The sequence below is a fragment of the Streptomyces sp. NPDC001617 genome (genome assembly GCF_053596855.1).
Genome location: NZ_JBSFHA010000148.1, coordinates 1 through 14,070 on the forward strand (window position 1 = coordinate 1; position 14,070 = coordinate 14,070).

Here is a 14,070-nt window from a genome sequence, read left to right on the forward strand (position 1 = left end):
CCACGTCACCCTCGTCTCCGTCGCGCACGCCTTCTGCACCCTGCAGCGCATCACCCGGTCCCCAAAAGAGACGGCGCCGGCCTGAGCCTCTACCGGATCACGCGCGAACTGCAGTTACTCCTCGCGCTCTGGACCGGCGCCTGCCCCACCTGTCACCGCAACACGCCAGAACCCATACCAACCTGACCAGGCACTACTAGGAGTTCGATCCGGAGGGCCGACACTCCTTCGACAGGACTACCTGGCTTGGGCGTGCTGGCCGTCCGCGTGCGTCTGCTTCTGCCGCCGTCCGCGGCTGTTGATGTCGGCGGTGGATGTCAACTCCTGGGTAAGGGCATGTCCATGCGGGATCTCAACGGGGCGAGATGCTCGGTGAGGCTCCGGCCAGGCAGTGGTCGTATGCGGCTTTCATGGAGGGATACGACGCGCCCAGAGCTATCCGACTGCCCGGAGCGTCGTCTTCGCAGACATATCCCCCTGGGCCTGAAGCTGCCTTGACGTGCAGCATTACTTCGTAGGAGGAGATGCGCACGGTGCGATGTGCCCCCGCTGGGATGACTCCTAGGCTTTGCTCCTCCGCGCATTCGTTGTCCCCGTCGCCGGCACACCAAAAGACGCGCACTGGGTGCGATGTGCTGTTCACCAGAGCGATCGGATCGACGTTCTCGGGATCGGTCGGATCAGGGTTGCAGCCAGCGATAGCGAGTGCAGCCAAGCCCAACAGGATCGTGGTCGCAAAGCGGGCACCACGGCCGTTCAGCAGATCCACTTGCTCTCCGAGGGGGGCGTCATATGAAGCCCGCACCGTATCGCAAGACCGCCGCCCCAGTACCTCAGCTTGGGAAGCGACGGCGCTTGGGCGGCCCTCGATACTCTGACCAGCGCAGATACCTCGTCAGTGGGCTGGTCTGAGGGCTGGATTGCACTGCTGTTGACCGTGGGTTTCCACCCTTACGGGCACGCGGAGGGCACGAGCCCACAGAAGGGAGAGGTCGGTGTCGCCAACGGTACAACTTTGGGGCACGTTGCGGCAGCACGCGGCCCAGAGAGGTGAGGAGGCCCGATCACGCCAGAAGCCTGTGCTTCTGGTCCTCGAACTCGGCCTCGGTGAGTACGCCCTGGTCCTTCAACTCACCCAGCTGCTTCAGCTGTTCAATCTTGCTGGACATGTCGGGGGCCGTCGGAGCCGCCGGCGGTTCGGCGTAGGACGCCGACTGGGGCGGGGGCGTCTGCTGTTCCTGCTGGGCTGCCCATCGCCCCTGCTGTCGGCGTGACACACGGTTCGACACGGCAGTCGCCGTTCCGGCGACGACGGCCGTGCGCGCGACCCCGCGGAGGAGACCTGGCATGACTGTTTCCCTTCTGCCCGTCAGCTGTTCGTCGGCGTCATCGAGCGTTGTTCAGTGAGCGGCCTCGGTCGCCTCGAGGGCGGCGACGAGCGCGGGCACCGGAATCCGCCCGGAGGCCACCATCCGGGCCCCGCCGCGGCGCAGGGCGGCGGCGAAGGGCGCGGCCCACCGGTTCTCGTAGAGCAGGATGCCGGCGGAACTGTTGGGCTCCAGCGCCTTGGCCGCCTCGTCGATGTCGTCCTGGCCCAGGAGCCCTGACGACGCCCCCTCGAAGACGGCCAGGTCGAGCTCGCCGTCGCCGGTGAAGTCGGCGATTTCCATGGCGGTCACGGAACCGTCGGCGTCCTTCCTGACGAACATCAGGTCCAGGATCCGAATGAGTCCGCGGTCCACGAGATCGACGAGGATGGGGAAGCCCTCGCCCGTCATCCGGTTACCGGGGAACTCGACGACCAGATAGTCGATCGGACCCACGTCTTCGAATTCGTCGCTCACGGTGTCACCTCTGGTGCTCGTGGCCGTCGTCCCCCACGACCCCCTGCGTCAATTGCATCACCGGAGCGTGGTCCTCGCACCTCGGTGCGCCGTTCACCCGCCTGGTTCGCCCAGGTCGCGGGCTCCACGCCGGACAGCTCTGCTTGCGACCATGAGTGACAGCGGGGACGAACAGCTATCGGCCAGGGAACGCGGCGAACTGGCCGAACTGCGGCAGCGGGTCAATGCCCTGGAGAGCGCCGGACCACCCAGGGCGGTGCGGCACCACCCGTTTCGCTCGCTCGGCTCGGTCCTGCTGATCCTTTTCGCCGCGCTGCTGGCGCTGCTGTCCGTCGTGGCGGTTTGGGCGAACAGCATCGTCCAGGACACGGACCGCTACGTCGCCACCGTCGGACCGCTGGCGAGTGATCCAGATGTGCAGAAGGCGGTCACCAACCGGGTCACAGCCGCCGTGCTGGCTCAGGTCGACGTGGACGCGCTGGTCAAGCAACTGACGGACGCGGCCTCGGCGAAGGGGGTTCCGCCGCAGGCGGCCAAGCTGCTGGGCAACCTGAACGGCCCGATCGAGAACGGGCTCAAGCAGCTGGTCAGCAGCACGGTGGAGCGGGTGGTCACCAGCAGTGCCTTCGAGACGGTCTGGGTGAATGCCAACCGCAGGGCGCACACGGCGCTGGACAAGGCCCTGACCGGCCAGGCCGGTGGAACTGTCCAGCTGAAGAACAACCAGGTCGTCATCGACCTGGGGCCGATCGTCGCCGACGTCAAGAACCAGCTGGTCGCGGCCGGCTTCTCCCCCGCCGCGAAGATCCCGGCCGTGCACACGGACTTCGTGGTGTTCGCCTCGAAGGACATCGGCAAGGTCAGGTCCTATGTGAGAGTGCTGCAGATCCTCGGCGGCTGGCTGCCCGTCATCGCGCTGCTGGTCGCGGCCGCGGGCGTGTATGTGGCGTTCAACCGCCGGCACGCGTTGATCGGGGCCGCGCTGGCGGTGTTCGTCGCCATGCTGGTGCTCGGCATCGGTCTCACCGTCGCCCGCGACGTCTACCTCAACCATCTGCCACCCGGCGCATCCCAGGCCGCCGCGGGATCCGTGTACGACGCCCTGGTGAAGTTCCTGCGGGCCGGTGTACGTGCCCTCGCCGCGGTCGCCCTCTTCACCGCCGTCGGCGCCTTCCTCGCCGGCCCGTCCCGGATCGCCGTCGTCACGCGCACGGGCTGCCGCAGAAGTATCGGCGCGCTGCGCGACGTGACGACATCGGCGGGCCTTCGTCTCGGTGCGGTCGGGCGGTTCGTCCATCGCTTCAAGCGCTGGATCGGAGTGGTCGTCCTGGTGGTCGCGGCGATCGTCCTGTTCACCTGGACCTACCCGACCACGGCGGTCGTGGTGTGGACCGCGGTGATCACTCTGGTGGCCTTGGCGATCCGTGAATTCCTGGACTACGACGACGCCACCCCGCTCGCGGACTCCGACTCCGGGGGCGGCGGCGCCGCTCACTGACTCGGCTCGCTGGGTGTCTCCTGTGGGGATACGTTGATTGAGGATGCCTGTGAGCCGACCTCCCGCGTGGCCGAGACCTCGCCACGGCGAGGGCTGAGCATGCTCCGAGAACAGTGCCCGGTATGACCTGGTCGCGGCAGCGACTGCGGGCTGCGGGCCGCAGCCCGCAGATGACTCGGAGCAATCGAACCAACACTGCCGGCCCGCCGCCACCGGCGTGCGCGGAGGCGACCATCTCCTGGAGCCGCTGTCACGACCGAGAACCAACTGGACGGCCGCGAGTTGCGGCACCGCACCCCGCAGGAGCGAGTCGCGCTCGGGAAGGCGGCGCGGGCCGACGTCCCCCGCTCCAGCCACGCCGAGTTCGCGCCGGGACCCAAGCGGCCGGATCCGCTGGAGATCCTCGAGAAGCAGTCGGCGACACGGGTGCCCGAGCTCGTGCCGGTCAGCTACGGGAGGATGTCAGAGTCACCGTTCCGGTTCTACCGGGGCGCCGCCGCCATCATGGCATCCGACCTCGCAGAGACGCCGAGGACGGGTTTCAGGACCCAACTGTGCGGTGACGCACACATGTTGAACTTCCGGCTGCTGGCGTCGCCCGAGCGCCGCCTCATGTTCGACATCAACGACTTCGACGAGACACTGCCGGGCCCCTGGGAGTGGGACGTCAAGCGCCTGGCCGCCAGCCTCGCCATCGCCGGCCGGCTGAACATGCGCGCGTTCGCCGGAATCGGCAACCTGGCGGTCTGGTACGCCCAGTTCGACGAGCAGTGGGTGGAGGGCCGGTTCGGGGAGGACGTGTCCGCCCGGGGCCGCGAACGCTGGACGCGGGCCCTGAGCAAGGCGCGTTCAGCCTTCGAAAAGCTGACCCTCGTCGTCGACGGCAAGCGCCGTATCGCCCCCCGACCCGCCGCTCATCACCCGCCTCGAGGACCTGCTCCCGGACGATCAGCGCGGCCAGCTCGAGCAGAAGATCAGCCGGCTGATCGAGAATTACGGCAAGACCCTGCAGTCGGACCGTCGATACCTGCTGGACCAGTACCGAGTGGCCGACATGGCGCGCAAGGTCGTCGGGGTCGGCAGTGTCGGCACTCGCTGCTGGATCGTGCTCCTGTTGGGGCGGGACGACGAGGACCCGCTGTTCCTCCAGGCCAAGGAGGCCGACGAGTCCGTGCTGGCGCCCCATGTCGGGGCCAGCGCGTACCCGACCCAGGGCGAGAGGGTCGTGTCCGGGCAGCGGCTGATGCAGGCCACCAGCGACATCTTCCTGGGTGGGGAGCGGGTCGAGGGGCTCGACGGCCGACGCCGGGACTTCTACGTACGGCAGTTGCGGGACTGGAAGTGGGTCGCCGAGGCCGAGGACATGGTGCCGCGGGGCATGCGCACCTTCGGCGCTCTGTGCGGGGTGACGCTGGCCCGCGCCCACGCCAGGTCTGGTGATCGCATCGCCATAGCCGCGTACCTGGGCAGCAGCGACTCCTTCGACCGGGCCCTGGTGACGTTCGCCGAGCGCCGACCAGAACGAGCGGGACCACCAGGTGCTCGTCGACGCCATCAGCGCCGGAAGCCTGCCGGCGGAGGCTGCCTGAGGGGACCGCCCGAGGTGGCACCGACATCGGATGCCGTCGCGTCGGCCGCTGTGAGGGGTCGGCGCGACGGCATTCCCGGGTGCAGTTCCCGGTTCAGTGGTGGATCTTGTCCTTGGGCCGCTGGTACTCGGCCTCGGTGATGTCTCCCTTGGGGCGGATCGCCGAAAGCTTGGCGAGTTGATCTGCCTCGTTCCCGGGCCCGGACATCTTCCGGCGGAGGGTCCGCACTCGGGCGGCATCACCCGAAAGGCACTGCCGGGAGTCCTGATCGCCGCTCTGGCAGGTCTGCCGCTCGACGGCGTGCTGGGGCCCGAGGCACCGCTGATCGCCATGGGAGGCGCACTGGCCCTGCTCTTCGCGAGCCTGGCCCGGGCACCGGAGACCGAGGCGAGCACGGCTGCTCGGCGCGGCCGGGCAGCGGCCGCCGCCATCTCCGCGCTCTTCGGGAACCCGATCGTGGGTGCGGTGCGGTGCATGGCAGACGTGCTGTGGGTACCGGTGCCGGCACCCCCCTCGCGCTCCTCGTCCGCTGGGGTCTTCGTGGGCGGGCGGTTCGCAGCCCGCTTCGTGGCGACCCGGACGGCAGGCAACACCACCCTCTGCGCACTGGGCGCAGCTATCTGCATCACCCTGTGCGCGCTCGTCACGGGCCGTTCGCCGGCCGAGGCGGCCCTGTCCGGGGAGTCCGCTCCGTCCGGCCTGGCGCAGGACCCGCACGCCTGGCCGGTGGGCGCCCTGATCGCGGTGCGGGTCTTCAAGGGTCTGGCGTACGCGCTGTGTCTGGGCAGCCTGCGCGGCGGCCCCGTCTTCCCCGCCCTGTTCCTGGGCGGGGCGGCCGGTGTGGTGCTGGCGCCGCTGCCCGGCCTGGGGCTGGTGCCGGCGATGGCGGCCGGGATGGCGGCCTCGGTGACCGCCGCCCTGCAGCTGCCCGTCAGCAGCGTCGTCCCGGTTGTGCTCCTGCTGGGCAACGTGGACACGGTGGCGCTGGTCGTGCTCGCCGCGGTCGCCCCCTTCGTGCTCGTCCAGCGGCTGCCGCAGGGCCCGAGCCTCCCGGCCATCGGCGAGCGCCCGCTCGAGCGGGCGGCTCACTGACGCCCTCTCCGGCCAGGCGGCTTCGTCATTTCCGCGGCCGGACGCAGGCCGTCGTCCTCGGGAGTGTGCTCCGCCGGTGCTCCTCGAAAGGGCGGCTATTCCGGTGACGAAATGCTGGGTGGGGCACCGTCTGCCCGCGGGCCATCGGACTGCGGGCCCGGCGGCCCGGGCGTGCCCAGACGGCGGGCCGCCCAGGGTTCGCGAGCGATGACCGCGCCCGCGGTGATGCACAGGGTCGCGACCACACAGAGCGCGATGAGCCAGGACAACAGGGTGAAGACCGCACCCAGCGAGCCGTACTTCTCCAGGCTGCGGTTGAGGGACCGGGGCACGTACAGCGGCGCGGCGGAGGTGAGGACGGCCAGGGCCGTTCCGGTCAGCAGCGCGCCCGGCAGCAGCGGTGGCCATGGCACGCGCGCGGTCAGCAGCAGGTGCTGTGTCCACCACCAGATGCCGACCTCCGCGACCAGCAGGAGTGGCACGCCCAGCCACAGGCCGACGCCGAAGCCGTTCCGCAGGCTCCCCTGTATCGCGAACATGACCAGCCAGGTCGCGAGCCAGGCGATCCAACGCCAGGCGGCCACCCGTGCGTTCGCGCCGGACAGGCTCCAGGCGCGCTCGCACAGCCGTTGCATGGCACGGCTGCACGCGGTGGCCGAGATGAGCACCATCAAGCCGCCGACGACACTGGTGGTCTGCCGTAGCTCGTCGGACGGCTTGGTGGTGCCTTGGAGGACCTTGTTCAGTTCGGCGTCTGCGCTTCCCGACAGTCCGAAGGCGTCGTGCACGGACCTGACCAACTGGTCACGCAGCGACGGCGGGGCGATGGAGGCCACCACGAACAGCAGGGGGACGGCCGTCAGGAACGTCTGGGCGGCGAGCCGGGTCGCCGAGTCGAGCACGTTCACCGAGATCAGGTGCGACAGCAGATGCGTGATCACCGGGAACCGGGTCTCGGCCCGGTTCCGCAGCCGGCTCAGCCGGGACCGCATCGAGGCGCCCCGCTCCCGCCGCCATGTCCGGCGTGGCGGACGGTCCGGGCGCATTCCTCCGGTCCCTGCCCCTGGATGCATGCTGCCAGAGTGCGGCCGCTGCGGCCGCCTGGCCCCCGGCACGAGTACGGTGCAGGGCCGAACGGGTGAACAAACCATGCCCGAACATGGATGAAACGCGACGGTGAGGACACCGGGATCGCGACGGCCACCGCATCAGGGCATGAGCGGTCGGCCGCAGCCATCCATCGTCCGGCAGGACGGTGACGCTTCACCCCTGTTCCAGATCGAGGGCTGTTTCCTCGACTGCGAGGTACGCAGGGTGTCCCCAGGCTGGGGCACCGTCAGCCTTGGCGTTGCCGGTCGTCATACGAGTCGGTCCGGGGCCGTGAGCGGAAGGTTCGGCGGTAGGTGTCCGGAGGCACACCGACCGTGCGGTTGAAGTGTCGGCGCAGTGTCGTGGCGGTGCCCATGCCGGTGGCTGTCGCGATGGCGTCGACAACGTCGTCGGTGGTCTCCAGCAACTCCTGGGCGCGGCGGATCCGTTGTGTCAGCAGCCATTGCAGCGGAGTGGTGCCGGTCACGGCCCTGAAGTGGCGGCCCAGATGGCGCGAGCTCATCCGTGCCTGGCGTGCCAGGTCCTCCACGGTGAGCGGGTGGTCGAGGCGTTCGATCGCCCAGGGAAACAGCGCGGCGAGCGGGTGGTCGTCACGGGCGGACACCGGAGCGGCTACGAACTGCGCCTGTCCGCCCGCCCGATGCGGCGGCACAACCAGGCGGCGGGCGACGGCGTTGGCGACGGACGAACCGTGGTCGAGGCGGACGAGATGCAGGCACAGGTCCATCGTGGCGGCCTTGCCGGCGGAGGTGAGCACGCTGCCGTTGTCCACGTAGAGCACGTCCGGATCGACCTCCACCCGCGGGTACAGGGCGGCCAGGGCCTCGGTATGCGCCCAGTGCGTGGTCGCGCGCCTGCCGTCCAGACAGCGTGCTGACGGTCGGAGTGCGCGCCGTCCACGGCTGAGGCCCGCGTCGCGGGCCGCCGCGAGGCGGGCTCCGGAACTGCCGCGTGATGACCGTGATCACGGATACGCCCCACACGGTTGGCACCCCGGCGGGCGCCGACCCTGTGGTCACCACCCTCCGGCCGGGGCCGGCGAGGTTGCGGTGCTCGTCCTCGGGCCCAAGCATGGGCTCAGGAGAACAGCGAACAGAGCACATCGGAGGGGAACGTCCCGGGAGGACATGAGAGCCATGACGTTTCCTACCCCCCGGCCCGTGGGCCGTCGCGGGACAGGGCGCACCCGACAGGCATGCGTGCGATCGGCATGACCGACGACGACCGGCCGCTGCGCTGTCTGGTCACTGGTGCCACCGGTTACATCGGCGGCAGGCTGGTGCCGGAGTTGCTGGCCGCCGGGCATTCCGTGCGCTGCATGGCCCGCGCCCCCGGCAAGCTGCGGGACCATCCGTGGTCCGGGCAGGTGGAGGCGGTGCGCGCGGACGTGACGGACGAGGGGGCCGTACGCGCGGCCATGGAGGGCATGGACGTCGCGTACTACCTGGTGCACGCGCTCGGCACCGGTCGGAGTTTCGAGGAGACCGACCGGCGCGCGGCCGGGATCTTCGGTGAGCAGGCGCGTGCCGCCGGAATCCGCCGCATCGTCTACCTCGGCGGTCTGAGCCCTTCCGGAGTACCCGAGGACGCACTCTCACCCCATCTGCGGTCCCGCGCCGAAGTGGGCCGCATCCTCCTGGCCTCGGGCGTGCCCACCGCGGTACTGCGGGCAGCCGTCATCATCGGGTCTGGTTCGGCCTCGTTCGAGATGCTGCGGCATCTGACCGAGCGGCTGCCCGTGATGGTGACCCCGAGCTGGGTGCGCACCCGCATCCAGCCCATCGCCGTCCGCGACGTGCTGCGCTACCTCGTGGGATGCGCGAGGCTGCCGTACGACGTGAACCGCGCCTTCGACATCGGCGGACCGGACATCGTCACGTACGAGGAGATGATGCGGCGGTACGCCGTCGTCGCCGGGCTGCCGAAACGCGTCATCCTCCCCGTTCCGCTGCTCACCCCCCGGCTGTCCAGCCTCTGGGTCGGTCTGGTCACCCCGGTGCCGGGCGCCCTCGCGCGCCCGCTGGTCGAGTCGCTGAAGCACGAGGTGGTCTGCGCCGAGCGGGACATCGTCCGCTATGTGCCGGACCCGCCGGGGGGACCGGTGGGCCTCGACCGTGCGATCCGGCTGGCTCTGCGGCGCGTCCGGGACGCGGACGTTGCCACCAAGTGGTCCTCCGCGTCGACTCCCCGTGCCCCCAGCGACCCGCTGCCCACCGACCCCGACTGGGCGGGCGGGAGCCTCTACACGGATCACCGCGAGCGCACGGTCGCGGCGTCGCCGCAGGCGCTGTGGCGTGTGGTGGAGGCGATCGGCGGCGAGAACGGCTGGTACTCCTCGCCGCTCGCCTGGTCCCTGCGGGGCTGGCTGGACACCCTGGTGGGCGGTGTCGGCCTGCGCCGGGGCCGCCGGGACGCGACCCGGCTGCGGGTCGGCGACAGCCTGGACTTCTGGCGGGTGGAGGAGATCGAGCCGGGCCGGCTGCTCCGGTTGCGCGCGGAGATGCGGCTGCCGGGCCTGGCCTGGCTGGAGATGGCCGTCGACCGGGACCCACAGGGGCGCACGGTCTACCGGCAGCGGGCCCTGTTCCATCCGCACGGCCTGGCCGGGCACGCCTACTGGTGGGGCGTGGCACCCTTTCACGCCGTGGTCTTCGGCGGCATGGCCCGCAACATCGCCGCCGCGGCCGAATCGGCCGCCCCTGAACCGGCCCGTACGCACTGAGGGGGCTCGAGGAACTGTGCGCGTCTCGGTCGCCCTGTTCACCGCCGACCTGCGGGTGCACGACAACCCGGTGCTCCATGCCGCTCTGAAGGACGCCGAACGTGTGGTCCCGCTCTTCGTCGTCGACACCGGCATCCGCCGCACCGGCTTCGCCGGGCCCAACCGCGCGGCGTTCCTGGCCGGCAGCCTGGCCGACCTCGACGCGGCCCTGCGGGCTCGGGGCGGCCGCCTGGTGGTGCGCGTCGGCGACGTGGTCGAGGAGACCTGTCGGGTGGCGGCGGAGACCGGGGCAGCCGTGGTGCACATCGCGGGCGGGGTGAGCCGCTACGCGGCACGGCGCGAGGACCGGATGCGCGCGGAGCTGGCCGGCGACCGATGCGAACTACGCGTCCACGAAGCCTCGTTGACGGTCGTACCGCCAGGAGCGCTGACACCGGCGGGCAAGGGCCACTTCGCCGTCTTCACCCCGTACTTCCGCCGATGGGAGAGCTTCCCCGCGCGTGGCGTCCTGCCCGCACCGGACGTCGTACGGCTACCGGACGTAGGCTCGGCCGGCCTTCCTCGCGCAGAGTCCCTCGCGTCGGGCTCCACGTCGCCGGGCCTGCCCACGGGCGGGGAATGCGAGGCCCGCCGCAGGCTGCGGTCATGGCTGGCGGGCCCGCTGTCCGCATACGGCGACCAGCACGACGACCTGGCCGCCGACGCGACCTCCCGACTCTCCCCCTACCTGCACTTCGGCTGCCTCGCACCCACCGAACTGCTGCACCGGGCCCGCGCCCAGGACGGTCCCGGTGCGCATGCCTTCGTCCGCCAGCTCGCCTGGCGGCCTTCCATCACCAGGTCCTGGCCGCCCGCCCCGACGCGGCCGACCACGACTACCGCCCCCGGCACGACTGCTGGCGCCGTGCCACGAAGGACTTCGAAGCCTGGCGGGACGGCCGCACGGGCTACCCAGTCGTCGACGTCGCCCTGCGACAGCTCCGCCACGAGGGCTGGATGCCGGGCCGGGCCCGCCTGCTCGCGGCGAGCTTTCTCACCAAGACGCTGTACGTGGACTGGCGGGTGGGAGCCCGCCACTTCCTGGACCTCCTTGTCGATGGCGATGTGGCGAACAACCAGCTCAACTGGCAATGGGTCGCCGGGACCGGCACGGACACCCGCCCGAACCGGCTCCTCAACCCACTCGTCCAGGCACGCAGGTACGACCCCTGCGGGGAGTATGTACGCCGCTGGCTCCCCGAGCTCCGCCACCTCGACGCCACGGCGGTCCACCACGTCCCTCACTTCGACGCAGCCGCCCGTGCGGGCCTGGACTACCCCGCCCCGATCGTGGATCTCGCCGCGGCCGCCGCCCGGTTCAGGGAGCGACGGGGCCGCCTCACCACGTAGGACACGGTCTTAGAGGTCGCGCGGATATGCGCGGTTGGGGACCCCGGCAACAGAACGGGCAGAGGTCCCGTTGATCACGGAGTTGCGACGCTCTGTGATCAAAGGGGAGACCTGTGCCCGCGCTGCCGTCATGGCTCACCGAACCACTCTGGGACCAATTCGTGGCTCTGCTGCCCGAGTGGCCGGAGTACCACCCGGACCATCCACTTGGCTGTCACCGCTGACGCATATCGACCGGCCGCCGTGTTCGGGTGTGCCGTTGACCGGGCCGGAAACACAGGCGCTGTGATCGCAAAGAGGTGCAGGGCTCGCCAGGGACGGGTGGCCCTGGTTCGGTTGCTGTCGCCGGCTGTGGCGCGCGGTTCGAATGGGGTGGCGGCGCGGCTCAGTATGACTCAGCTCAGTGCGGCCAGGGGGCGGTGCCGCCGTCGACGCCGAGGGCCATGCCGGTGACGTAGCTCGCGCGGTCGCTGAGGAGCCAGGCGGCGGCTTCGGCGATCTCGTCCGGCTGGCCAGGGCGGCCGAGGGCGGCGAGGGAGCTGAGGCGTTCGACGATGCCTGGGTCGCGCTGCTTCCAAGCGGCCATCATCTCGGTCATCGTGGCGCCGGGCGCGATCGCGTTGACACGGACACCGTCGCGGCCGTATTCGGCGGCGGCGGCTCGGCTCATGGCGATGACGGCGGCTTTCGTCGCCCCGTACACGCTCTGCCCGGCGGCGCCGAAGGTGCCACCGATGCTGCTGATGTTGACGATCGAGCCACCAGCGGTCCCCTGCGCGGTCATCGCCTGCAGTTCGGCGCGCATCGCCAGCCACACGCCCTTGAAGTTGGTCTCGAGGACGGAGTCGAAGGTCTCGTCGGTGACCTCGGCGAGGCGGCCGCCGCCCTGGCTGCGGCCTGCGTTGTTCAGAGCGCCATCGAGACGCCCCCACTCCTCGACCGCGGCCGCGACGGCTCGCTGTATCTCTACAGTGTTGGTGGTGTCGGCCTGAACGGCGAGGACGTTGCCTCCGTCGGCGGTGATGTCCTTGGCGACACGCTCGAGTTCAGGTTTGCGGCGGGCGGTGATGACGACGTTCGCGCTTTCGCGGGCGAACAGAAGCGCGGCGGACCTGCCGATACCGGACGAGGCGCCGGTGATGAGTATGGTCTTGCCTGCGAGCAGGTCAGTCATGGTTGTTGCTCCGTTGTAAGGGTTCTCACTCGATCCGGGGTCGGATCGCCAATTGGTCAGCCGCGTGCCGGGTCGGCGACGAGCGCCTTGATGAGAGCGTCGCGGACGACGACGGACGTCATGTCGTTGTCGTCGCCTCCAGGGTTCGCGGCGACGGCATGGGCGACGCCGCGTAGGGCCGCGCGGAGCACGTTCGTCGCCAGCGCCGCGGTGATCCCGGGCTGGAGGGCACCTACTTGCTCAAGCTCGTCGAACCCGGCGCGCAGCAGTGCACCGCTTCGTTCGACCTGCCCTGGCAGCGGGCCCGATGTCGGGTACATCGCCGGGTAGAGACCCGGGTAGGCGAGCGCGAACGCGACGTGCGCGTCCCATCCAGCGGCGACGCGGGTGCGCGGATCCGCGTCATCCGTCGCGATAACGGCGTCCTTGCGGTGGAAGTACTCCTCGAACGCGACATCGACGACAGCGCGGATCAGTCCCGCCCGGTCGCCGAAGTGGTGGTATAGCGACGGAGCCTGTACACCCGCGGCGGCGCAGACCGCGCGCGTGGAGACCGCGTCGACACCGTCGCGCGTGGCGATCTCGAACGCCGCCGCAAGCATTCGCTCGCGGGCGTCACCGACCATGTTCTGTAGCACAGCTACAGACTATAGCACCGCTATAGGCGCCCATGCGGGAATCCCGCACCCCGTAGTCCGTTTTCCCAGGTCAAGCCGCCCCGGCGGTTGGAGGGTCACTTGATAACCGAGCTGTTAAGGAGGTGGTGCGGATAGGTCATGGGCGGCGGCTCGGGCGTTGGTCCCAGCGGTGAGTCCTCCATGCCCGTCGAATCAGGCTGCGCACGGTGATGATCGTGTCGGCGAGGTCGAAGAAGGCGTCGATGACGGTGGTGCGCCGCTCGAAGCACCGGGCGAGCCGGTAGAAGGCGTTCTGCCGGGCGTGGGTACGTTCCACGTGCCGACGCTGGCTGGCCTGGATAGATGCCTTCTCGCCTTTGTGCGCGATGCGGCCGTGCAGGCCGCGTTCGCTGAGCAGAGCGCGGGTCTTGTCCGAGTCGTAGCCGACGTCCAGGTGCACGGTGACGTCGTCGGGCAGCGGCCCCAGGTCGTCCAGACGGTCCAGGGTCGGGGCGAGCAGCGGAGAGTCGTGGCGGTTGGCTCCGGCCAGGACACGCCCCAGGGGAATGCCGTATCCGTCCGTCATGCCCGAGCTTTTCAGGCCCTGTTTGCCGCGGTCGACCGGGGAACGCCCGGCCACTTCGCCGCCGCCGGGCGCCTTGGTGATGGAACCGTCCACGGCGATCTGGTCGAGGACGAGGCCGACGATCCGGTCGCAGGACTCCAGCGCGATCTGCTTGAGCCGGGCGAAGACGCCCAGTCGTATCCACTCGTCGCGGCGGCTGCGGATCGTGGTGACCGAGCAGGTCGTGTCGGCGATGGCCTCGTAGGAGCAGCCGAAGCGCAGCAGCTGCAGCATCTTGTCGAAGAGGATCCGGTCACTGATACGCCGACGGTGGCAGCCGAGCGGATGGTCCGGGCGGTACTCCGGCCGCCCGGGCAGCAGGGGTGCGAATTGGTCCCAGAGTGGTTCGGTGAGTCATGACGGCAGCGCGGGCACAGGTCTCCCCTTTGATCACAGAGCGTCGCAACTCC

Annotated in this window: 10 protein-coding genes and 4 pseudogenes; 6 read left to right on the forward strand and 8 right to left on the reverse strand. The window is 70.1% G+C overall.

The features are described from left to right. Positions 1-352: 352 nt before the first annotated feature. From ACWC09_RS50845 to ACWC09_RS50855, 3 genes are all read right to left on the reverse strand, one after another. Complete coding sequence (locus ACWC09_RS50845; protein ID WP_450858938.1) at positions 353-769, reverse strand: hypothetical protein; 417 nt, start codon at positions 767-769, stop codon at positions 353-355. 295 nt (positions 770-1,064) lie between these two features. Next, positions 1,065-1,349 (reverse strand): SHOCT domain-containing protein, encoded by a 285-nt coding sequence (locus tag ACWC09_RS50850; protein ID WP_450858939.1) that lies wholly within the window; start codon positions 1,347-1,349, stop codon positions 1,065-1,067. A gap of 51 nt (positions 1,350-1,400) precedes the next feature. Further along, a complete protein-coding gene (locus ACWC09_RS50855; protein ID WP_450858940.1) occupies positions 1,401-1,844 on the reverse strand; it encodes a DUF6325 family protein in 444 nt (147 codons plus the stop codon). A 151-nt stretch (positions 1,845-1,995) separates the two neighbouring features. Between ACWC09_RS50855 and ACWC09_RS50860 the strand changes: the two genes are divergently transcribed. From ACWC09_RS50860 to ACWC09_RS50870, 3 genes and pseudogenes are all read left to right on the forward strand, one after another. After that, a complete protein-coding gene (locus ACWC09_RS50860; protein WP_450858942.1) occupies positions 1,996-3,342 on the forward strand; it encodes a hypothetical protein in 1,347 nt (448 codons plus the stop codon). Positions 3,343-3,609: 267 nt separating this feature from the next. Beyond that, a pseudogene (locus ACWC09_RS50865) lies at positions 3,610-4,931 on the forward strand (DUF2252 domain-containing protein). Positions 4,932-5,108: 177 nt separating this feature from the next. Next, on the forward strand, positions 5,109-6,023 hold the full coding sequence (locus ACWC09_RS50870; protein WP_450858943.1) for a chloride channel protein: 915 nt from the start codon (positions 5,109-5,111) through the stop codon (positions 6,021-6,023). A 95-nt stretch (positions 6,024-6,118) separates the two neighbouring features. On the opposite strand, the gene ACWC09_RS50875 is transcribed toward ACWC09_RS50870, so the two are convergent. Then, a complete protein-coding gene (locus tag ACWC09_RS50875) occupies positions 6,119-7,069 on the reverse strand; it encodes a YhjD/YihY/BrkB family envelope integrity protein (protein ID WP_450858944.1) in 951 nt (316 codons plus the stop codon). A 290-nt stretch (positions 7,070-7,359) separates the two neighbouring features. Further along, a pseudogene (locus ACWC09_RS50880) lies at positions 7,360-8,070 on the reverse strand (helix-turn-helix domain-containing protein); the annotation flags it as partial. 258 nt (positions 8,071-8,328) lie between these two features. Here ACWC09_RS50880 and ACWC09_RS50885 point away from each other — a divergent pair. The 3 genes and pseudogenes from ACWC09_RS50885 to ACWC09_RS50895 form a co-directional block, all read left to right on the forward strand. Then, positions 8,329-9,855 carry an SDR family oxidoreductase gene (locus ACWC09_RS50885; RefSeq protein WP_450858945.1) on the forward strand — a complete coding sequence of 509 codons (1,527 nt, stop codon included), beginning with the start codon at positions 8,329-8,331 and terminating at the stop codon, positions 9,853-9,855. A gap of 16 nt (positions 9,856-9,871) precedes the next feature. After that, positions 9,872-11,244, forward strand: a pseudogene (locus ACWC09_RS50890) (cryptochrome/photolyase family protein). A gap of 113 nt (positions 11,245-11,357) precedes the next feature. Further along, a pseudogene (locus ACWC09_RS50895) lies at positions 11,358-11,465 on the forward strand (IS5/IS1182 family transposase); the annotation flags it as partial. 179 nt (positions 11,466-11,644) lie between these two features. Here the strand turns inward: ACWC09_RS50895 and ACWC09_RS50900 are convergent. The 3 genes from ACWC09_RS50900 to ACWC09_RS50910 all read right to left on the reverse strand — a co-directional run bounded on the left by ACWC09_RS50900 (position 11,645) and on the right by ACWC09_RS50910 (position 13,981). Continuing rightward, positions 11,645-12,418, reverse strand: a complete 774-nt coding sequence (locus tag ACWC09_RS50900) for an SDR family NAD(P)-dependent oxidoreductase (protein WP_450858946.1) — start codon at positions 12,416-12,418, stop codon at positions 11,645-11,647. Between the two features lie 56 nt (positions 12,419-12,474). Next, positions 12,475-13,044 (reverse strand): TetR/AcrR family transcriptional regulator, encoded by a 570-nt coding sequence (locus ACWC09_RS50905; protein ID WP_450858948.1) that lies wholly within the window; start codon positions 13,042-13,044, stop codon positions 12,475-12,477. A 148-nt stretch (positions 13,045-13,192) separates the two neighbouring features. Continuing rightward, entirely contained in the window at positions 13,193-13,981 is a 789-nt protein-coding gene (locus ACWC09_RS50910; protein WP_450858949.1) for an IS5 family transposase, read from the reverse strand. Between the last annotated feature and the right edge of the window lie 89 nt (positions 13,982-14,070).

What these genes read in the sequence shown, in the direction of transcription:
- ACWC09_RS50850 (WP_450858939.1), bottom strand. Translation starts at nt 1,349, where the DNA reads ATGCCAGGTCTCCTCCGCGGGGTCGCGCGCACGGCCGTCGTCGCCGGA.
- ACWC09_RS50860 (WP_450858942.1), top strand. Translation starts at nt 1,996, where the DNA reads ATGAGTGACAGCGGGGACGAACAGCTATCGGCCAGGGAACGCGGCGAA.
- ACWC09_RS50875 (WP_450858944.1), bottom strand. Translation starts at nt 7,069, where the DNA reads ATGCGCCCGGACCGTCCGCCACGCCGGACATGGCGGCGGGAGCGGGGC.
- ACWC09_RS50885 (WP_450858945.1), top strand. Translation starts at nt 8,329, where the DNA reads ATGCGTGCGATCGGCATGACCGACGACGACCGGCCGCTGCGCTGTCTG.
- ACWC09_RS50900 (WP_450858946.1), bottom strand. Translation starts at nt 12,418, where the DNA reads ATGACTGACCTGCTCGCAGGCAAGACCATACTCATCACCGGCGCCTCG.
- ACWC09_RS50905 (WP_450858948.1), bottom strand. Translation starts at nt 13,044, where the DNA reads ATGGTCGGTGACGCCCGCGAGCGAATGCTTGCGGCGGCGTTCGAGATC.